This is a genomic window from Agrobacterium sp. A3-95, assembly GCF_053521785.1.
This window is the reverse complement of record NZ_JBNWDR010000006.1, coordinates 288,249-307,529: the sequence shown is the minus strand read 5'-3', so window position 1 is coordinate 307,529 and position 19,281 is coordinate 288,249. Positions and strand designations below refer to the sequence as shown.

General features: G+C 57.1%; 20 protein-coding genes and 1 pseudogene. 8 read left to right on the top strand and 13 right to left on the bottom strand.

Annotated features, from left to right (window positions below; all coding sequences use genetic code 11):
• Positions 1-19 precede the first annotated feature (19 nt).
• Positions 20-916: a transglutaminase family protein gene (locus tag ACQZ5Y_RS17695; RefSeq protein ID WP_111796577.1), complete on the bottom strand. Its 897-nt coding sequence runs from the start codon at positions 914-916 to the stop codon at positions 20-22.
• A 472-nt stretch (positions 917-1,388) separates the two neighbouring features.
• On the bottom strand, positions 1,389-2,057 hold the full coding sequence (locus ACQZ5Y_RS17690) for a GntR family transcriptional regulator (RefSeq protein WP_025591213.1): 669 nt from the start codon (positions 2,055-2,057) through the stop codon (positions 1,389-1,391).
• A gap of 83 nt (positions 2,058-2,140) precedes the next feature.
• Here ACQZ5Y_RS17690 and ACQZ5Y_RS17685 point away from each other — a divergent pair, with 83 nt between their 5' ends.
• The 5 genes and pseudogenes from ACQZ5Y_RS17685 (at position 2,141) to ACQZ5Y_RS17665 (ending at position 5,037) form a co-directional block, all read left to right on the top strand.
• Positions 2,141-2,761, top strand: coding sequence for a C39 family peptidase (locus tag ACQZ5Y_RS17685; protein ID WP_174051353.1), 621 nt, complete (start codon positions 2,141-2,143; stop codon positions 2,759-2,761).
• A gap of 45 nt (positions 2,762-2,806) precedes the next feature.
• Entirely contained in the window at positions 2,807-3,217 is a 411-nt protein-coding gene (locus ACQZ5Y_RS17680) for a hypothetical protein (RefSeq protein WP_419462559.1), read from the top strand.
• A pseudogene (locus ACQZ5Y_RS17675) lies at positions 3,117-3,874 on the top strand (D-alanine--D-alanine ligase). Before ACQZ5Y_RS17680 ends, ACQZ5Y_RS17675 begins: the two are co-directional and overlap by 101 nt.
• Positions 3,875-4,063: 189 nt before the next feature.
• Positions 4,064-4,327, top strand: a complete 264-nt coding sequence (locus ACQZ5Y_RS17670; RefSeq protein WP_013637284.1) for a hypothetical protein — start codon at positions 4,064-4,066, stop codon at positions 4,325-4,327.
• Between the two features lie 11 nt (positions 4,328-4,338).
• Positions 4,339-5,037, top strand: coding sequence for a nucleotidyl transferase AbiEii/AbiGii toxin family protein (locus tag ACQZ5Y_RS17665; protein ID WP_111790984.1), 699 nt, complete (start codon positions 4,339-4,341; stop codon positions 5,035-5,037).
• 214 nt (positions 5,038-5,251) lie between these two features.
• On the opposite strand, the gene ACQZ5Y_RS17660 is transcribed toward ACQZ5Y_RS17665, so the two are convergent.
• From ACQZ5Y_RS17660 to ACQZ5Y_RS17650, 3 genes are all read right to left on the bottom strand, one after another.
• A complete protein-coding gene (locus tag ACQZ5Y_RS17660; RefSeq protein ID WP_111796574.1) occupies positions 5,252-5,635 on the bottom strand; it encodes a type II toxin-antitoxin system VapC family toxin in 384 nt (127 codons plus the stop codon).
• Positions 5,632-5,832, bottom strand: coding sequence for a type II toxin-antitoxin system VapB family antitoxin (locus ACQZ5Y_RS17655; RefSeq protein WP_111791034.1), 201 nt, complete (start codon positions 5,830-5,832; stop codon positions 5,632-5,634). Before ACQZ5Y_RS17655 ends, ACQZ5Y_RS17660 begins: the two co-directional genes overlap by 4 nt.
• Positions 5,833-6,231: 399 nt before the next feature.
• Entirely contained in the window at positions 6,232-7,035 is an 804-nt protein-coding gene (locus ACQZ5Y_RS17650; protein ID WP_013637278.1) for an AraC family transcriptional regulator, read from the bottom strand.
• Between the two features lie 74 nt (positions 7,036-7,109).
• Here ACQZ5Y_RS17650 and ACQZ5Y_RS17645 point away from each other — a divergent pair, with 74 nt between their 5' ends.
• Positions 7,110-8,051, top strand: a complete 942-nt coding sequence (locus ACQZ5Y_RS17645) for an NmrA family NAD(P)-binding protein (RefSeq protein WP_111790980.1) — start codon at positions 7,110-7,112, stop codon at positions 8,049-8,051.
• A 188-nt stretch (positions 8,052-8,239) separates the two neighbouring features.
• On the opposite strand, the gene ACQZ5Y_RS17640 is transcribed toward ACQZ5Y_RS17645, so the two are convergent.
• Genes ACQZ5Y_RS17640 through ACQZ5Y_RS17630 form a run of 3 tightly spaced genes read right to left on the bottom strand, consistent with a single transcriptional unit; the run spans position 8,240 to position 11,012 of the window.
• Positions 8,240-9,271 (bottom strand): ankyrin repeat domain-containing protein, encoded by a 1,032-nt coding sequence (locus tag ACQZ5Y_RS17640; protein ID WP_112682722.1) that lies wholly within the window; start codon positions 9,269-9,271, stop codon positions 8,240-8,242.
• 21 nt (positions 9,272-9,292) lie between these two features.
• Positions 9,293-10,303, bottom strand: a complete 1,011-nt coding sequence (locus ACQZ5Y_RS17635; RefSeq protein WP_026330844.1) for an alpha/beta fold hydrolase — start codon at positions 10,301-10,303, stop codon at positions 9,293-9,295.
• Between the two features lie 52 nt (positions 10,304-10,355).
• Positions 10,356-11,012 (bottom strand): hypothetical protein, encoded by a 657-nt coding sequence (locus tag ACQZ5Y_RS17630; RefSeq protein WP_236763184.1) that lies wholly within the window; start codon positions 11,010-11,012, stop codon positions 10,356-10,358.
• A gap of 411 nt (positions 11,013-11,423) precedes the next feature.
• On the opposite strand from ACQZ5Y_RS17630, the gene ACQZ5Y_RS17625 reads away from it, so the two are divergent.
• Complete coding sequence (locus ACQZ5Y_RS17625; protein WP_082546191.1) at positions 11,424-12,041, top strand: TetR/AcrR family transcriptional regulator; 618 nt, start codon at positions 11,424-11,426, stop codon at positions 12,039-12,041.
• A gap of 313 nt (positions 12,042-12,354) precedes the next feature.
• On the opposite strand, the gene ACQZ5Y_RS17620 is transcribed toward ACQZ5Y_RS17625, so the two are convergent.
• Positions 12,355-13,161, bottom strand: a complete 807-nt coding sequence (locus ACQZ5Y_RS17620; RefSeq protein ID WP_019565658.1) for a GNAT family N-acetyltransferase — start codon at positions 13,159-13,161, stop codon at positions 12,355-12,357.
• Between the two features lie 306 nt (positions 13,162-13,467).
• On the opposite strand from ACQZ5Y_RS17620, the gene ACQZ5Y_RS17615 reads away from it, so the two are divergent.
• Positions 13,468-16,206, top strand: coding sequence for an ATP-binding protein (locus ACQZ5Y_RS17615; protein WP_111790976.1), 2,739 nt, complete (start codon positions 13,468-13,470; stop codon positions 16,204-16,206).
• A 28-nt stretch (positions 16,207-16,234) separates the two neighbouring features.
• Here the strand turns inward: ACQZ5Y_RS17615 and ACQZ5Y_RS17610 are convergent, their stop codons facing one another.
• Genes ACQZ5Y_RS17610 through ACQZ5Y_RS17595 form a run of 4 tightly spaced genes read right to left on the bottom strand, consistent with a single transcriptional unit; the run spans position 16,235 to position 19,238 of the window.
• On the bottom strand, positions 16,235-16,864 hold the full coding sequence (locus ACQZ5Y_RS17610; RefSeq protein ID WP_111790975.1) for a pyridoxamine 5'-phosphate oxidase family protein: 630 nt from the start codon (positions 16,862-16,864) through the stop codon (positions 16,235-16,237).
• 53 nt (positions 16,865-16,917) lie between these two features.
• Positions 16,918-17,595: an isochorismatase family protein gene (locus tag ACQZ5Y_RS17605; protein ID WP_111799491.1), complete on the bottom strand. Its 678-nt coding sequence runs from the start codon at positions 17,593-17,595 to the stop codon at positions 16,918-16,920.
• A 27-nt stretch (positions 17,596-17,622) separates the two neighbouring features.
• The gene (locus tag ACQZ5Y_RS17600) at positions 17,623-18,495 is read right to left on the bottom strand and encodes an alpha/beta fold hydrolase (protein ID WP_174051355.1); all 873 of its coding nucleotides are present in this window, start codon (positions 18,493-18,495) and stop codon (positions 17,623-17,625) included.
• Positions 18,492-19,238 (bottom strand): alpha/beta hydrolase, encoded by a 747-nt coding sequence (locus ACQZ5Y_RS17595; protein WP_174051357.1) that lies wholly within the window; start codon positions 19,236-19,238, stop codon positions 18,492-18,494. Before ACQZ5Y_RS17595 ends, ACQZ5Y_RS17600 begins: the two co-directional genes overlap by 4 nt.
• Positions 19,239-19,281 lie beyond the last annotated feature (43 nt).

Sequence of the window (19,281 nt, the reverse complement as noted above, 5' to 3'; positions counted from 1 at the left end):
TATAGGGAATGCGTTCCGATCAGTTGAGCACAGTTTCGATGCGATCATCCGTTGTGACGTTGACCTGGACTGACATGCCCTCGTAGTCAGCGGCTGTTCCGTCGTAACTTCCCCACAAAGGAACTGCCTGCTTCGGATCCCGCGCCACCCCAACACGGATAAGATCACGGTTGCCCACGATACCGTTGGTTGGGTCGAACTCAGCCCAACCGGCGCCCGGCAAATAGATCTGGCACCACGCATGGGTGGAACCGCCGCCAAGGGTGGTGGATCCGTCTCGGTCTGGAACGTAGATATAGCCCGTGACGAACCTGGCCGCGAACCCAAGTGATCGAGCGGCCTCCATCATAAGTAGAGCGAAGTCGCGGCAGGTTCCCTTGCGAAGCTGCAGCGTCTCGGTCGGCGCTTGCGTTCCATGCTCTTGTCGTCGGGAATAGATGAAACTTTCATGGATGGCGTAGCATAACGTCATCAGCAGGTGCCCGGTTTCAGTGGGTTGCCCGGCTCGCACGAATTGGCGCGCCCATTTACCGACCTGATCATGTGGATCAGCGTAATGGCGCTGGATGGTTCGTTCCAGATCCAGCGCTTCGTCTGGATCATATGAAAACGGGTAAGTCAAAGCGTCCTGATCGATTTGCAGATCAATTGCGACATAGGGTGTATGGTCAAGGCGAATGACGGTTTCGAAGCGGAGCTCACGTGAGGGTTGAGCAAAGCCGATAACTGCGACGCAGTTTCCGAACACATCATGGATCCAACGAAGATAGTCCGGTTCCGGGTCGATGAGGAGTCGGGAGCTCAGCAGCGTCTGATCGAAACTGTCTCTCGGTCTGAACAAAAGTCTGTGCTCTCCGAACGCAACCGGCCGTTTATAACGATATGACGTGACGTGTCGGACGGTAAATATTGTCATCGATCACCGGGGGGTACGAGGTCCAGGACGGCTGGCACCGTATCACTCTAAAGAAGCACATGCATTGTTACATCGTTCCAGCTGGCATGAGATAATCCGCGCGGGCGATGGCCCCCAACCTATTGGTGACAATCCGGCTGAGGTTGAAAACCGTGATGCAGCCTATCAAATGTCCCGAAGAAGCCCACGCCTAATCCACCTTGAGCCCGCCCGATGCGTTCGCGACGTTAAGCTAAAATCACTCTTTGTCCACTTTCAGCCGAAGCGAAAGATAGTTTTAAGTCGAAACTTCCGAAGAGGTCGTGATAACGCAACGGTCTGTCAGGGTAGATTCCTACTTCCGCGGTGTGGGGGTCAGCGGTTCACCTCTCATCAAGAGCAAAAAATGTACCTGTTACCCGTCTCAACGGCAGCGAATCTCCTAAGTCAAGCGTACTTTCGCCCGTCTCGAACGCTGAACCGGCGAGCCGCCTTAGCTCGACTGGGCGGCCGTGCTGAGCTTGCGACTTCCTTCAAGCAAATGACGCTGCAAAATTGCACTTGCAGCGTCGATATTCCGATCTCTGCAAGCCTTTAGCAGAGCGCGGTGCTCCTCCTGCGATTGCTGCTCATAGTCCAAGCTGGATAGCAATACACGTACGTAGCGGTCGGCTGCATCATGGTGGGTAGCGATAAGGCCGATGAGCCGCTCATTTTGGCAGGCGCCGTAAAGTGTCATGTGGAACTGCTTATTCAGCGTCCCCCAACGTCCCACATCCTTCTCAGCGTCGATCTGGGCGAGAAATGTTGCCGCCCTGTCCAAATCGGCTGTCGTCAGCCCTACATATGATAGGCGCAAGGCTTCCGTCTCCAGTAGCGAGCGAATGGAATAGATCTCCGCAATCTCCTTGGCATCTATTCTTGCCACGAAGGCCCCCTTTGTCGGGTGAATGGTTACGAGGCCCTCGCTTTCCAGAAGCCTCAAGGCATCACGCACAGGCATGCGGCTGAACCCAAATCGTGCGGCCAGCTCGTCTTGTCGGAGCGCGACGCCACTGCGAAGCTCTCCACCGGAAATCGCTTCCCTCAGAACCCTTGCGATACGATCCGCCACGGTCTCCGGCCGGATGGTTTCAACATTTATTGCGACGAAATCGTTCATGGCCAACCTCCTCCGAGACAGCAATCATCTTGATCATGCCAAGCAACCTCGTATACGAGTATACCGTTCAGGAGATTTTTGCCATGCCCTTATCATCAGGCGTCGTTCCTTATTTCAGTCAGTGGGAAACACCGGAGATGACATTGCCCGTGCTTGCCGAAGGATCTGCGGCGCTGCTGCGCGATCCGCTCTGGCGGCAATCGGGTGCCGAGACGATCGAGGAATACGCGCGCTGGGCGGTCAATGTCTGCGGCATGGCCTGCCTGAGGATGATCCTGGCAGCGCGGGGCGACCTGCATCCGACGCTTGCTCTCGCCCGTGCCTGCACCGCCTATGGCGGCTATGTCGTCAACGAGCTGGATGCTTCGATCAAGGGACTGATCTATGCGCCCTTCGTGACCTATGTGGGCGAGCGCTTCGGGCTCTCGGCAGAAGCGATGACGGGTGTCGCAACAGAGAGCATCCCCGGTCTGCTCGCTGAACGCCCGTTCTTCATCGCCTCGGTCAATAGCGGCATACGCTGGCCGGAACGCATGCCGCCCTCAAAAGGCGGGCATCTCATTCTGGTGACGGCAGCCTCGGCTGATACGGTCCGTTTCCACAATCCATCCGGTCATGATGCTGCGAGCCAGGCGGATGTGCTGCTACCGCTTGCCATATTCGACCGCTTCTTTGCCAATCGCGGCATCGCGATCAGCTTCTGAGATCTATTTAGACTATTTAGAGACCAGATTATTTTGGGGGTTTTCATGACATCTTCCCGCGGCAAGCCGCGCATCGCCGTTCTCTTCGGCGGCCGCTCGGCCGAACACGACGTCTCCGTCATGTCGGCGACGAATGTCGTGGGGGCACTGGAGCCCTCGAAATACGAGGCGGTACCGATCTTCGTTACGCGGGAAGGCGAGTGGCTGCTCAGCCATTTTGAAAATGGCGTGCTCGCCAGGCCGGCAAACGGCACCGAAATCGCATTGGTGCCCGGCGGGCGTGGGCGGATGATCGCGATCGACGGCGGCAGGATGAGCGATGCCGGCAAGATCGATATTCTGTTCCCGGTTCTGCATGGTATTTTTCGGCGAGGATGGTTCCGTGCAGGGACTGGCGGAGGTGGCCCGCGTGCCATTGGTTGGCTGCGGCATCCTGGGTTCAGCGACAGCGCTTGACAAGGATATCGCCAAGCAGCTGCTGCGGGCGGCGGGGTTACCGGTGGCGCGTGCTGTTACCGTGCATGCGGATCGGGTGCCGTCCTTCGACACGCTTGAGATCGCGTTGGGTTTGCCGATGTTCGTTAAGCCGGCGCGTCAGGGGTCTTCGGTCGGCGTGGCAAGGTTTCCGACAACCAGGAATTTGCGCCGGCGCTCGCGGAGGGCTTCAAGCATGACCGCAAGCTGCTTGCCGAGGAATTCATCCGCGGCCGCGAGATCGAGTGCAGCGTGCTTGAGGACGCCAAGGGTGGCCTGTTCGTCTCTCGCCCGGGTGAGCTCATCCCGGCCGAAAGCCATGGCTTCTATAGCTACGATGCGAAATATATCGACGACGATGGCGCGGCGGTGACGGTTCCGGCAGAGCTTCCGCCAGAGGTTGAGACGAAGATCCGCGAGACGGCAGCACTCGCCTTCCGGGCGCTCGGTTGCGACGGTATGGCGCGCGTCGATTTCTTCCTGACCGAGGACATGGCTTTTTTGGTCAACGAGGTGAACACCATTCCGGGGTTCACCGATATCAGCATGTATGCGAAGGCGATGGCGGCAAGCGGCGTCAGCTATCCTGAGGTAATCGACCGGCTCGTTGAACACGGTTTTGCGCGCGCCGGCCTCTGAGCCGCAAAATGCCTCTTCCCGGTGTAGTAGACATGCACCGGGAAGAAAAACGCCGCAGCTTCGTCTGCTCTTGTGACAAGAACTGGAATAAGCCGGATTAATTGCCGTTGCATGCCTGCGTCTGCTGTGTTTCTTGCGTTTTTGGCGGGTATGTATTACATAACTTATTGAAAATTGGTGGTGATAACGATGTCTAGCGTTGCGATTAAGGTACTGTCGACGGTGAACGCCCCTTACGGGACGAACCTTTCGGCTGAGCAACTCGCTTCGAAGATTTCGGATTTTGCGAGCGTTGAGAATTTCGATGCTTCGGCATTCTCATTCTATTCCGAAGTGAAAGCCGAGCTCCAGCACCAGTTTCTGGATGAGATGGAAATCGACCACGGTACAGCATCCGAGATTGCCCAGAAATTCTCGCAGCTAGCTGGATATCCCCTCGCCCTAGCCGCCTGAGGGTTGTCCTGATGAGCCAATGGGAAAGCCTTTTCGACCAGGCTGCGTCAATTATCAATCAGGCGAACTCTTCTTTTAAACTCCTCGATAGCTGGACTTTCGGGGGTGGCACCGCCCTTATGCTCCAGATAAACCATCGTGAAAGCTTCGATATCGACATTTTCGTCGATGATCCGCAGGTCCTTCCATATCTGAACCCGACAACACAGGGCTATACCCTGCAGGTGAACCCAGATGAATATGTTTCGGACGGGACGCATGCGTTGAAAATCGTGTTCGCGGGCATCGGTGAAATTGACTTCATTTGTGCTCCAAGTCTGACCAACGATCCAACATCCCGTGTCGCAGTACGTGGAATCCAAGTTGACCTTGAGACCCCGGGCGAAATCATCGCGAAGAAGGTTCACTATCGAGGATCCTCTCTTCAGCCACGTGACATGTTCGATATCGCGTGCATCGCCAAGGCATGCGGCGATGGATACGTTCTCGAAGCTCTCTTGCCATTCAAAAACAGGGCCGCCGTTGCATTGGCAGTCGCCGAGAGAATGGATGCAGGCCTCGCTAGCACAGTTATGGGGAAGCTTCAGTATAGAGAAGGATATGCGGGTATTTCGAAAACTGCTCAAGCGACGACAATCTCGCTTTTGAAGGCGGTGTGCGATCACAAGCCATCGGTATCCGCAGCGCCTTCCTCTACGTCTCCGCGCTGATTTCTACGCAACTTGGCGACCTTAGCTATACCGCCGTTCGGTCGATCATTCTTTCGGTGCGCATCATTCTGATTAGCCAGCAAAACCAAGTTAGGGCGGCGCCAGCGAGTGTGAGTGAATTGCGTCGCAAATGCTTAGCCAATCCACGACGCGTGGACGACGGTTCGAATCCGTTCAAGAGCCACAATATTGCTGGGCGTCCTGCGTTACTGGGCTAATGAGAGGCTTGCGCGTGCGGGTAAAGTGCCGCACCAACTTTTTGCGCTGCGGCCGCTAGGCGCTTATCTCTTGTCCACAAGCTTGATCGCCGGTCGAGCAACGTTGAAGTCAGTAAATACGCATCTGTGTAACCAATCCCCATGCTGAATATCGAATGACGATCAATGACCGTCATTACTTCCGCATGGGTCGCGATTAGCGCCTCGCGTTGAGCTGTTAGGAACTCTAAAACTGCAGCCCGCTCTCTTAAGCTGCCGAGCGCCAATTCGGTTACAACGAAAGGGTGGCAGAGCAGCTGGTCATCATTGATGATTTTTCGTAGTTCTGAGTCATCGTATCGAAAATGATCTATCCAGATCGAGGTGTCTACCAGGATCACTTTGCCACATCGCTCCGTCGTCGAGGCGACGCTTCAGCCTCAGGCATAGAGCCGCCAAGCGCGATCAGCCGTTTGCCGGATTCCACACGCACGAGTGTCTCCAGCGCTTGCCGCACGAGAGCTGCTGTTCCCTTGGTGCCCGTGAGGGACTTGGCCCGTTCCATAAGGTTGTCGTCGATATTTATGGTTGATCGCATATTCGAGCCCCCGTAAATGAGTAGCTCGTATGGCACCATTTGGTGCGAAAATCCACGACTCATTGCGTGCGGCTAACATCTTCATGTTTCACGGATGGTTGATTCGTATCCGTTCAAGGCGTGGGTATTGGTGTTTTGGGGACATGCACTTAGAAATAACGCGCATCCTCTCAATAGCTTCAACGCCGAAAATCCAAATGATTGATACAAAGGGGGGCTGTCGATCCCGGATCCCAGCGCTACCGTCGCCTCTCTGATCGGCTGGGTGAGGTCGAGCCCTTTTTCGACCTTGTTCCTGAGCGGGACGACGCAAGATCCATCGTCCGTAGTAGGCCCATTGTAGTCACGGCACGTGCTGCAAGGGCCGACCAGTGTTGAGAAATTCGACTACTCGGAAAATCACCTCGCGAAGTAGCGGGTCGGTGTTGTTCCCAATGCCTTCTTGAACATGACGATAAAGGCGGTAGGGGATTCGTATCCCAAGTCGCTCGACACCCTCTGGACCGTCGCGCCGCTGGCCAGTTCGCGCAACGCGATGACCAGATGCAGTTGCCGCCGCCATCGGCCGAAGGTAAGTCCCGTTTCCTGGACCATCAGCCGCTTCAAGGATCGCTCACTGATGGCAACGTGTGTCGCCCAATCCACGAGCGTGCGACGATCGCTCGGGTCCGCCATCAGGGCAGCGGTGATCGCGGCGATTTTGGGATGGCTGGACGCGGGTAAGTCCAGCCCCTGTATCGGCATTTGCGCGAGTTCGTCCAGCAAGACCTGCACCATACGGCCGACATGATTGTCCGGAGGAGAATTGACGGGTACATCCGCCAGTCGGAGGATCATCTCGCGGAGCATCGGTGACACAGATAAAGTACAGCACTCATGAGGCAGTGTCGCTGCGCCTGGTTGAACGAACAGATAGGACAGGCGTGCGTTGGACGTCACCTGGTTGCTGTGGGGCACGCCGCCGGGTATCCAGACTCCGCAGTCTGGTGGGACAATCCAGATGCCATTTTCCGTCTTGCAGGTGACGGCCCCATGCAGGGCCAAGATGAGCTGCCCTTCCTTGTGCTGGTGCTGGGGTACTTCAGCCTCATAGTCATTGAAGTCGAGGCGAACAGCGAAGGCCGGACGATCCGACTGGTCGAGATCAATGTCATCGTAGCAGGAACGCAGCAGTTTTGCGGATTGGCCCGATTTCGAGATCATTTGGCACTATCTCCAAATTCGTACGTACAGCAATAGTCTACTAATCGGCGATCAACAACCGCAAGGAGACTGTCATGCGAATTTCTGTCGTCGGTGCCACGGGACGAGTTGGCGCTAAACTTACCCGGAACTTACTGAAGGCCGGGCATCAGGTTAGAGCATTGTCGCGAGGTGGCCCCGCGCTGGGCGCGCTGGTCGAGCTTGGTGCAGAGCCATTTCTGGGAAGCTTTGACACCGGAGAGGGAGACCTTGACCAATTTTTTCAGGGGGCAGATGCCGCGTTCCTGATGGTGAAGACCGATTGGAACAACATCGAGGGGCATTACCCCGCTGTCGCCAAGCGCTTTGTCGATGCGCTCGAAAAATCCTCTGTCAAACTGGCCGTGAACCTGACGGCCATGGGTTCGGACGTGAAGGGGAAAACGGGCCATTTCGAATGCTTCCACGATCTGGACGAAAAGTTAAACGAACTCGGCAACATCGATTTGGTCCACCTGCGCGCCGCTTGGTTCATGGACGACGTATCGGCGTGGACGGGGCCGGTTGCCAAATACGGTCGAATTGCCTGGTTCTGCAAACCCGATTTGAAAATGCCCTGGGTGGCGACCGATGACATTGCGTGGCTGGCGGCCAAGGAATTGACCAATCCGAGGGGCAGACACCGCGTATACCTCGAAGTAGGCTCGGAAGATGTCTCGATGAACGAACTGGCCGAAACCATTGGCAAGAAGATCGGCAGGCCGGTGGATTACCGATACATCGAAACGACCCGTAAAGACGTCGAGGCTGAATTTCTGGCACGGTTCGGGACGCTGGAGAAATGGCAGGACGACACCCTCAGTGCTGACGCTTTGAACAGTGGCATCGTAAGGTTCCATGGGGAGCACGAGTATCGTCCGAAATTGCCCACGACGATGGAGACGTTCATTGGTGATGTCTGGAAGACCCGCTATCTGGACGCGGTCAAAGCGGGAGAACAGCGAGAAACGTTTTTCATGTGGGCTGCCAGAGACTAGCTATGGCGGCTCTTTTGAACCGTCCCCCACGCGTTCCACCATCCAGGATGCTACCGCAAATTGTTGATGTGCGGTAGCTAAATGAGCGAAATTTGCGCAGCTTGGCCATCAAACCGAGATCACACCACTGCACTACGGATCAGTCTTTAATTTCCATCGCCGCGCCCTTGAGAGCTCAACGAGTTAACTCAAAGGATTTCTGGTTGGGATCCAGTCTGCTGACTGTCGCTGCTCAGCATTTCAACGATCGGTTCATAGCCGTAGAGAGTAGCGAGGCTCAGTGGTGTTAGGCCCGAGTGAGTTTTCAGATCACGGCGAGCACCAGCGCGCACAAGGGATGCAACTGCATCTACGTATCCATGCCAAACAGCATCGTGCAAAGCGGTCAGGCCATTGTAAGGACCCTGCGCATCGAGCTCAATCTGTGTGTCCCCCTGTTTTGCTGCTGACGTCAGAATATCGATGTGATCCGCCTTCCCAAAATAGGCAGCATCGTGAAGTGGCGAACCGCGCATGAGACCGATGGTGCGGCGAGGATCTGCCCCAGCATCCAGCAATAGGCGCACGATTTCGGCATGACCTTCGCGAACTGCAAGACCGAGAGGCGTGTAGTCGTCATCGAACGTCCCGGTTATCGGCACCCGAACCTCAAAATCCGCGCCATCTGCGATCAGCCGCTTCACCTCCTCAATATTTCCGGCCTTGACTGATGAGATGATTGACAAGCTGGCGATGTGCTTTTCATCCGCCTCATCTCTTTCCTCAATCAGCGCTGCGATTGCTTTCAGGTCGTCATAATTGGCGATGTCGAGCGCGGTCTGTTGCCAGTAATTCCGTATCGTGGTGCGCGCGCGGCGCGACAGCAAAACCCGCACAACAGCTTCGTGCTTGTGAAGCACGGCATCCATCAATGCGGTATTGCCAAGAACTGGCGATTGCTGATTGATGAAGGCTCCGTGGTCAAGCAGAATCCCGATCACGTCGGCGCTGCCGGACTGTGCCGCTTTGTGGATTGCCGTTGCTCCCATTCGAGGGTCCGCCGTCAGCACGTCCGCGCCGGCAGTAAGGAGCAAAGCAACAGCTTGTGCCTGCCCAAGCGCAGACGCGATCATCAACGGCGTGAGACCATCGGGGCCTCTAGCGTTAACGTCCGCCCCGGCGTCGATAGCTTCTTTGACCGAAGCAAGATCGCCTGTACGAAGTGCGTGAGAAAGTATCATGGTTCTATGTTCCTTGATCGATTAGACAGTTGCTGAAGCGGCGGCATTCAGGCCGTTCAGGAATTTGATGATTTCGGCATTCACGCGTTCGCGGGCCTCATGATGAGGCCAGTGACCTACACCTTCCAGGCGCACGACATCGACGAGCCCGGGCGCTGTCTTGCGCATCTCTTCCACGGTTGGTGGGACCGGGTGGAACAGTCGGCACAACCCATCTGCATCGCCCCAAATATAAAGCGATGGCTGCTTGATCAGTACGTCCTTGTACGCGGCGAGATGCTCAAACGTCGCCTGCACGCCACGGTACTGGTTCAGACCGCCTCTGAATCCCGTTCGCTGGAACGTGTCGATGTTGTGCTTCACATAGGCTGGATCGGCCCAAGTCGGCAGCACGTCAGGGGCAGGTCGAAACATATTCCGCTTTGCGTCGATGGGGTCCCAGCCGGTTCCTTCGGCGGGTTCGCCCGAGAGCCAATAAAGTGCACTCGGAATAGTCTTGCTGGCATCACGGATACGGTCATCCGTCTCCGGCTTCATCATGTCGAAAGCATAATAGAGATCGCCGAGACCGCGACTGCGTAGCAAGTCCCATGTACTCAGCTCGCCACGCGGCAGGAACGGGATGCCGAGCGTTATGATGCCGTTGAAACGATCCGGTCGCATGACCATCGCCCGTTGTCCGTGGTCGGCACCCCAGTCATGGGATATGATGGTTGCGGTAGGCACCTGCAACGCATCAAGGATGCCAATCAGGTCGCCAACAATTAGGGCCCCGCTGTAAAGTGCGGGATCGTTCGGGGCATAGCTGTCGCCGAAACCCCTCATGTCGAGCGCGATCGCGCGGTATCCGTTTTCTGCGACAACTTGCATCTGGCTACGCCACGTTTCCACAGTGTCTGGAAATCCGTGCAAGAAGAGCACTACTGGACCGCGGCCTTGTTCAACCACATGGAAAGAGGCTCCGTTGGCCTCGATTTGCGAATGGTGTACGGGATGATCCGTGGCGGCTGATGCTTTATGAGTGTGGTTCATTTTCTGCTCCAGGTTATGCTTGATCCGAGCCTTGCAGCGCGTGTTGGATCGGCTACAATTCAATGACTTCACCGCCTGATGCGCGAAGCCGCTCAAAGTATGTGGAGTGGTCGATGAGCTGGGCCGGGAAATAGAGGCCCGGTCGGGGCGTATCGCCCGCGAGACCAGCCATGCGTTCAAGAACGAGCGCTACACCCAGACCCGTTAGCGGCATCTGCCCGCCGGGGTGAACGATCGCGTGACGTTTCCGAAGCTGCTGCCCGGCGTGATCCAGGCCCGAAAGGTTGATAATGATTTCAGTCGATACCGGTCCGCCATTCCGGCGGGTGGAGCTCATTCCAATGGCCAGGTCGAACCGAATATCGGGAGCGCCGGTTGCGTTTGCCAACAACAAGACGTCGTTTGGCGAAAACACGTTCGCGTCCAACTCGGTGCCGTCGATTGCGCGCACCTTCGATCTGGTCTCGGCGCCATGGTACCATCGCCACGCGCCAACCGTTCTCAAAAGAGCGGCAGCACCCGCATACATCTGGCGCTCAAGATCTGCATTCGCTGCAGGTCCGAACGCATCCTGTTCATCGAGCACTGCCTCGATATGAATGTTTTCCAGACGACCAAATTCTCGGGCGAACAAGAGTGACGGTACGCTTGTCGCACCAACGAGCCATTCTGTACCAAGGACGACTGGCGCGGCGGTAGGTCTCTGCATGAATGTAGCAGTTTCCAAGCCCAGCTCGCTTATGCTTGGTGAGATGTTGACGTGCCCAACGCCCAATTGTTGGGCCCAGCGGAGAGCTGCCCCGGTTTTATCCGTAAAGAGCGTTGCGACCGCCGACACACGTTGCTCGCCTAGCCCCAGGTCAGATGCAGTGAGGTCCACTCCCACCGCAGACGCGCCGTCGACAGCTGCTGCTGCTCGTATCGCGCGTTGTTCGTCGCGACCGCCAATGAGGATTGGTACATCAGGATATTGCTCACGCAAGAAGCGTGTGGCCCATCGCCCAACCTCGCCGGCGCCGCCGATAATAAGTATTGGGTCGTGGAGACTTCCAGAAGCTTGTAACATCACGATACCTGTGGTTTACTGATTCCTACACATGGTAGGTTACTAAAAGTAGGTATGCAAGTGGAAAAGCAAAAAGCTGCCATCGACAATAGGACTAAAGGCCGACTTTCGAAGTCCGAGAGGCGTCAGCAGCTACTAGAGACGGCGCGCCTGATCGTTCGGGAAGAAGGTGCTGATCGGCTGACACTAGGTCACCTGGCAGTGCGGGCGGGCGTTTCCAAACCTGTGACCTACGAGCACTTCGAGACCAGGACAGGTTTGTTAATTGAACTCTATCGTTGGATAGACACCGAACGCATTGCCGCGTTTCGCACACTTATGGCTCAGGGAAATCGACCGGCGAAACAGACTATATTGGCTTTGGCTAAAACTTATCTGGCCTGCGGAACCGACCAAGGTGACGAATTTCATGCTGTCGGCGCAGCGCTTGCAGGAAGCGAGGAGAAAGCCAACGTGTACCAAGAGCTAGTCGATGCTGTGATCGAAATGTTCATGGATGTTTTACGGCCTCACTCAAACTTTCAGCCGGAATCGCTGGCATTGGCCTGCGCGGCATTGGTTGCGGCAGGAGACGCGTTGACAAGCGCTGTTACACGGGGAAACTGCTCCGCTTCCGAGGCCGAGGGGGTGTTTTCGAATCTTATTGGAGCTGTGGCCCAGGGTAAAGCGTAGGTAGAGGTGCCGCTTCATATGGCCGAGAGATAGCCGAGTTGAGGGAAGAGCATTCGCTGCCGAACTCTTCGGACATATTTATACGAGAAAACACCCAGCGCTGGCTCCTATGATGTCGACCTCCATAGAGCCGTCCTACGGACCGACTGCATCGGGAAGAAAGAAGCGTGCCAATGGTTAAATCCCCTCAAGAGCCAAGGCATAAGCTTGCAATGTAGTGGCCCCATAAATATCCGTAGAGTCAGTCGCACTAAGCTGACGAACCAAATCATATTGCTAATGCACGACCTTGGTCCTCTCTTGACAGCAAGTGTCATAAAATGAAGTTGCTGCGATTATAGATATGCACGAAACCCATTTTCGCTAAATTGGCGTTCGAGATGTTGGCCTTTTCGGCCGATGGCACTTCGGTCTCTACCACGAAAGTCGACACGCCACGGTCTGCGCCTTCCTTTAGACGAGCTTGAATTAGGGCCTTTTGTGAACCTCTATTTCGAAAGCTCGGCACGGTCGTTCCACCGCCGAGCCACGCGAAGGATCCTGAAGCGAACATCGCTCCTGTTCCCACGGGTGTGTCTCCATCCAACGCGTAGAAACAAGACCATCCGTCGCGTCCCACGATTGCTGCCCATAGAGCAGTGAGGCTTTCCGGAAAGCCAAAACCGGCACACATCATGGCGCCGAATACCTCGGCTTCGTCGGGCCGAACTTTTCGTGTTTTCACGGTGCCTGGCGATGGAAGAGGGACCGTGTCCGTGGATCGCCGAAGCTTCGCCCATCCAGGTCCGTAGGCAACCAACCCCTTCGTCTCGATCCACTGTGTCAGCTCGTCCGATGCAGTGTCGGCATTGACTTGTAAGAACCGGTTCCCCGTCTTTCCCCTCATCCAGCTGTAGGCCTTGTCGAGATCTTCACGTGTGGTGAGGCCAAGGATACGGTTGAGGCCGATCGCAGGCGCGCTCGGTAGTGAGATCGTGCATCCACCATTCATGGAAACGCATGCGAACCGCTCCTCGTCCGTCAATCGGCCGCGGGCGGCCTTGTGCAGATCAATGAAAGCTTTGGCCTCAATGGCATCCTCCTGCGTGAGGCAGGGCTGATCAGAAGAACAAGAATCCAAGAGAGTACTCCAAAGGCCGACACTTCGCCGAAAGCAGATAACGGAACTGTCGGATTAAAAATAGAACAATTTCATCGGCGAATCCTGCACGCCCGTTTGGGCCAGAAATGCCGTTGATGAGGATTTGCGCCGACTTTGGCGTTGAGTGATTTAAGCGAGCTAGACGATCTTCCAACGCCATCGAAGATCTGCGAAGAGGCCTGGCAACCTTCATCTTGAGCCAGCCTGCGGTGCAACCTGTCTCCATACGCCTTGAAAACTGGCCAGGGCGGTATATCGTTAAATTTTTTAAATTGTGAGAGCAGGGTGTCACACGATCTCGGGTTACAGACATTGTCGAAACAGACCGCTTTCCAGTTTGGAGATTTCCGTTTTCTGCCAGAAGCTCAATCCCTCCTGTACAAGGGGCAACCCGTCGGCCTCGGTGGGCGAGGTTTCGACATTCTGACCCTGCTCGTGGCGCGGGCGGGCGAGGTTGTCAGCAAAGCCGATCTGTTTGCGCATGTATGGCCAGATTATATCGTCCACGACCATAACCTGAAGGTCAATGTCGGCAACCTTCGACGCTCGCTGGCCGAACTTGATCCTACCATGGAGTACATCGCAACCATTGCTGGGCGAGGTTACAAGTTCGTCGCCGCCTTGGAAAGCGATCGCCCGGCGCCAGCCCGGCAAGTGGTTGCCAGCACAAGCCGTCATATCGCGGCACCCCAGGTTCGGCCGCTCCTCGGCCGCGATGAAGCGACCCGGCAGATCTCGGAAAAGCTTGATCAAGCGGGTTACGTCACCATCGTCGGGCCAGGCGGCGCGGGAAAAACGTCTCTTGCGGTTACGGTTGCTGAGCAATCCTGCGGGGCAAACGAAGCCATCGCCTTTGCGGATCTCTCGACGCTGAGCGATCCGCGATTTGTGGTTCCGGCGATCGCGTCTGCCCTCGGCGTGTCGCTTGGGTTTGATGATCCCATCGCAGGCGTGATCGACGTCCTTCGCAGCAACCGGCTGCTTCTCATCATTGACAATTGCGAGCACGTTGTCGCGATGGCCGCGACGATCGTTGAGCGGATATCCGCGGACGTTCCTTCGGCGCGGATCATTGCGACCAGCCGCGAGCCGTTACGGACGCGGCACGAGCAGATTCATTTTCTCTCAGGATTGGCTTATCCGCACCAGACGACGACAATGTCCATCAGCGACGCGCTACAGTTTCCGGCAATCCAGCTGTTCATTTCAAAGGCGTACGGTTTAGGCGATATAAAGCCTACTGATGAATATGTCCGCAGTGTTGTTTCGATCTGCTCACGGCTGGACGGCTTGGCACTCGCCATCGAACTGGCCGCCGGTACGGCCAGTGTTCTTGCACCCTCGGCGCTCGATGACCTCTTCAGGGATGGCTTTGATACGATGAACCGGGGAGCAAGGGATGCACCCTTGCGCCACCAATCCTTGGAGGCGACGCTCGACTGGAGCTATCGGCTTCTTCCTGACCGTGAGGCGGTCTTGCTCGGTCTGCTTTCGGTATTTTCCGGCCGTTTCAACTCCGACGACGTGGAGGCGATGTATTTCGCCGGCGCCCTGGAGCCGATGACCGGGCGAGACGCACTGTCGCAGCTCGTGGCAAAGTCGCTGGTATCAGCGGAATACGACGGCGGGACTGTGCATTACAGACTTGCCGAAAGCACGGGTGCCTATGCCGCGCGGCGTCTTTCAGGTTCCCTCTACAGAGAGAAGGCAAGACGACATTTTGCCGTTCGAACAAAGGACAAGCTGCAGATTGCCGAACGGGATTGGTCGTCGCAGACATCTCGCGAATGGCTCGGCAAATATCGGAGGCAGATCGACGACGTTCGCGCGGCCATCGGTTGGGCGTTTGATCCCGCAGGCGATGCGGCTTTGGGTGTCGAATTGGTGGTCGCTGCCTTGCCGCTGTGGCAAGAACTATCGGCGTTTAGGGAAATGCTGGAGGCCATCGACCTTGCCGGGTCAAACAGCGCTGCCCTCATGGGGCTCGCGCCACTGGGCCGAGCCAAGCTCTCCACGGCTCGGGCCTGGGCCATGACACTGGCGCGCCATATGCACCCGCAAACCGATGATGCTTGGCGCGAAAGCATCTTTCATGCGAACGGGTCGCGCGACGCGGAATTTGAAATACGATCGGTGTGCGGACAGGCCGTTTTTCTGGCCTATTCCGGCCGGCCCCGCACGGCATTGCGCAGCATGAACGAGTTTGCGGCAGCAAAGGCTCTGGACTGGTCGACGGCGCCCGACGGCAAACGACTTTTAGCGCATATCAAGATCTATGCAGGCGAGTTCAATTCGGCATCGGCCGACCTGGAGGCGCTGATGGATGATTGGGGTCACCTGGAGGAAGGGCATGGCTTGTCCAGGTTCCAGGTCGATTTGCCTGCCGGTATTCGTTTCTCTCAGGCATTTCTGTATTGGTTACAGGGTGATTCTGATCGTGCCTCCCGGCTGGCCGGTCAGGCGATCGATCGTGCCGCCGATCTCGATCACATGATCTCCTTGGGCAATGCAATTTCGCTTGCGGCCCTTCCGATCGCTTTCGTGGAGGGTGATCTCGAAACTGTTTCGCGGCTTCAGCACCAACTGGCCGACGTCAGCCGGCGAGAAAGCGTCGGCATTTACGAGGGGACAGCCAAGTTTTTCGCCGGTGCTATCCAGTCCTCTCGAGGTGAGCAGGCAGGCTTTACCCTGATGCAAGACAGTATCAACGGATTGCTTCGGGGGAACTGGCGTGCTCGCGTCCCCTTCTACCGGAGCCTGTTGGCGGAGGCATATCTTGCCGCAGGCGAACTGCAGCTTGCGGAGGATAGTCTGCGCACCGTGCTTGCAGAAACTGGCATACGTGAAGAGCGTTGGTGGCATCCGGATCTTTGGCGCGTTGCGGGAATGATCGCAGCCGGAAACAGTCGGCCCGACAAGGCGATGCGCTATTTCCAGACGTCATTGGATCGTGCCCGCGCCATGGGTGCAGGTGCTGCTACCAAACGGACCCGGCTTGCCATCGATGCAACGGACTTTGGTTGACCTTGCTGCACTCACCCTGGGTTTGTGCTTAGTCTTTTCGTCGCAAGTCGAGGCGCTCCCGCAGTGACGCATTTTCCTGCTCAAGCTGAGCGACCTTGTCCAGAAGATGTCGCGAGGCGGCCAAAAATTCGGCTTCGGTGTAACGCGGCACGATATGCTGCGGACAGTTCCAGTCGAACGCCTCGAGCTTCAACCTGAAAATGCGTTCAGCCTTGGCTCCATAAGCACCATCGGTGATGGCCTCGGTAAGTACCGGATCGGCGTCAAGGGCCAGCTTCTCGGCACGGGCATAGATCTTCAGCCGGGTGCGCGCGGGGTAGTCGATCAGGAACAGGCATGTCCGGTCGTTTTCTGTCAGATTGCCGGTGGTGATATATTGGCGATTGCCGCGGTAATCGACGAAGGCGAGGGTGCGATCGTCGAGGACCTTGAGAAAGCCGGCAGGTCCGCCTCTATGCTGAACGTAAGGCCAGCCTGTTTCCGAAACGGAGGCCATGTAGAAGCTGTCGCGTTGTGCGATGAATGCAGTCTCCTGTGCCGTGAACCGGTCGAATTCGCGGTGTCCCTTGAAGTCGGACCAGAAATGATCCGCTCCCATTTCCGCTTGAGCCCTGCGAACTGAAGGCGTGATCGCGATATCCATGAAACCGTAACTCATATCATATCTCCCTAAAGTGTGCTCTGTTCGCAGGGCGTCGGATGCACAAAGTACTAGATTGCCTCTCTAGCGGCCTGCTGCGCGCGGGCATAGCTCTCGGCCACGGCGGCATAGTTCGGTGCGGCAAGTCCGTAGAGCTTGCCAAGCTCGGCAGCCTCGGGACGCGCCCAGGTGCGGTGAAGCTCAGACAGCAATGCATTGGTCGATGTCGGCTTGACGCCGCCCTGCACGAAGCGGGCAAGTGAAATCCGCGAGGCCATTTCGCTCGGATCCCCCGAGGCATCAAGCACCGCATAGACATCGTAGCCAGCAGTGCGGGCATCGAGCGCCGGAAACATCACACAGACACTGGTCCAGACGCCTGCCATGATGAGAGTTTTGCGGCCGGTTGCGCGAACCGTTGCGACGAAATCGTCATTGTCCCAGGCGTTTACTTCTCCCTTGCGCGGCACATAGTCGGCGTGCGGCGCCAATTCATGGATCTCGGGCATCAGTGGACCATTGGTGCCGGCAGGTTCCGAAGCAGTGGTGATCACCGGGATGTTCAAGAGAGTGGCTAGCCTGGCGATCATCTCCACATTCCGGCGCAGATCAGACACGGATATGTCCTTGACCGTCTGGAACAGCCCCGACTGATGATCGAGAAGCAGGATCAGCGCGTCGGAGGGATCGATGAGGGCTGCGCCGCCGCCGGTGGGAAGGACGCTCGGCTTGGATTTGCTGTTATACATGGTCATTTTCCTTTTCTTGGGTTCCAATTAACGGATCAGGTTTCGGGCGAGGAAGTCGTGCATGACCGGGATCATCTCGTCCGCCTTGTCCTCCAGGGCGAAATGTCCGGTATCAAAAAAATGAAGCTCGGCTTCGGGCAGGTCGCGGAGGAAGGCGCGTGCGCCTTCCGGCAGGAAGATGGGATCATTTTCGCCCCACAGGATCAGGGCCGGCGGCTGATGGGCGCGGAAATAGGCGTGGAAGTCGGGGTAGAGCCCGACATTGGTCCTATAGTCGTAGATGATGTCCAGCTGGATGTCCGTGCTGCCCGGGCGGTCGAGGAAGAGCTGATCGTATAACCAGGCCGCCGGATCGATCCGCGTCTCATCTTTTGTGCCAGTGAGATATTGGAAACGTGTGCCGTCAAGCGATAAAAAAGGCCGCAGCGCGTCGCGGTTTACCGGGCCGTTGTCGGCCCAGTAAGCCCGCGTCACTCCCCAGAAATCCCCCATGCCGTCTTCATAGGCGTTGCCGTTCTGGACGATCAGGGCGGCCACCCGATCCGGATGCGCGAGCGCCAGACGAAACCCGGTTGGCGCGCCATAATCCATGACATAGAGCGCGTAGCGTTCGGCGCCCAGCTGTTCGAGGAGACCGGCGATGACATCCGAGAAAGTGGCAAAGCTGTATTCGAACTCGCTGGAAGACGGCATTGCCGACAGACCGAACCCCGGAAGGTCGGGCGCAATCACATGATAGTGGTTGGCAAGCGCTGGGATGAGGTTGCGGTACATGTGCGAAGAGCTTGGAAAGCCGTGCAGCAACACTACGACCGGGGCGCCTTTCTCCCCAGCCTCGCGGTAGAAAATTTCCACGCCTTCAACGCTGGTGGTTCGGTGATGGGTGACGGGCCGGGTCATTGTCCGGCACCTTCGGTCGGCGTTGCGGCCAAGGCGGCGGCTGCGATGAACGCCGCGACGTCCTGCGGGCGCGACAGCATCGCGGCGTGACTGCTGTTGATCTCGGTGATCGCAGCACTCGCACGCTTGGCCATCCGGCGCTGCGCGCTAGGCGGCACCATCCTGTCGGCGGAAGCGACGAGATAGAAGCTGGGTTTGGTCTTCCAAGCTGCGTGGGTAAGGGGTGCTATGACCGCTGCAAGGCCCCAGGGCAGTTGCGCCGCCGCCATGAAGCGCGTGGTCGTGATGTCGACATCGGCGGCAAATGCTTCCGGAAAGCTGGCAGGATCGACAAAGAGGTAGCCGTCCTGCGGCGGCAGCAACGGTGCCTTCGTTTCGCCGGGCTCTTCCTGAGCTTCGTTCAGAGCGGCGACGGATTCGCCCGCATCCGGCACGAAAGCCGCGATGTAGGCCAAAGCCTGGACTTTCGGGTTGACGCCAGCCTCGGTGATGACGGCTCCACCGTAGCTGTGGCCCACCAGGAGAACCGGGTGGCGAGCTGCGGCAATCAGGCGCTCGGTCACGGCAACGTCGCCTTCAAGCGAGGTCGTCGGGTGTTGAGCGACGAGCACTTCAAAGCCGCGGTCGACAAGTTCGCCATGGACCTGTTGCCATCCGGAGCCATCGACAAATGCGCCGTGCACGAGGACGATCGAGAGGGACGGCGCACCAGCTGTCTGGGTGCCCGAAACGGGATTGGTCATGATCTTTTCCTTTGATGGGGGAAGTTGCGGGGCCGCTGGCCCC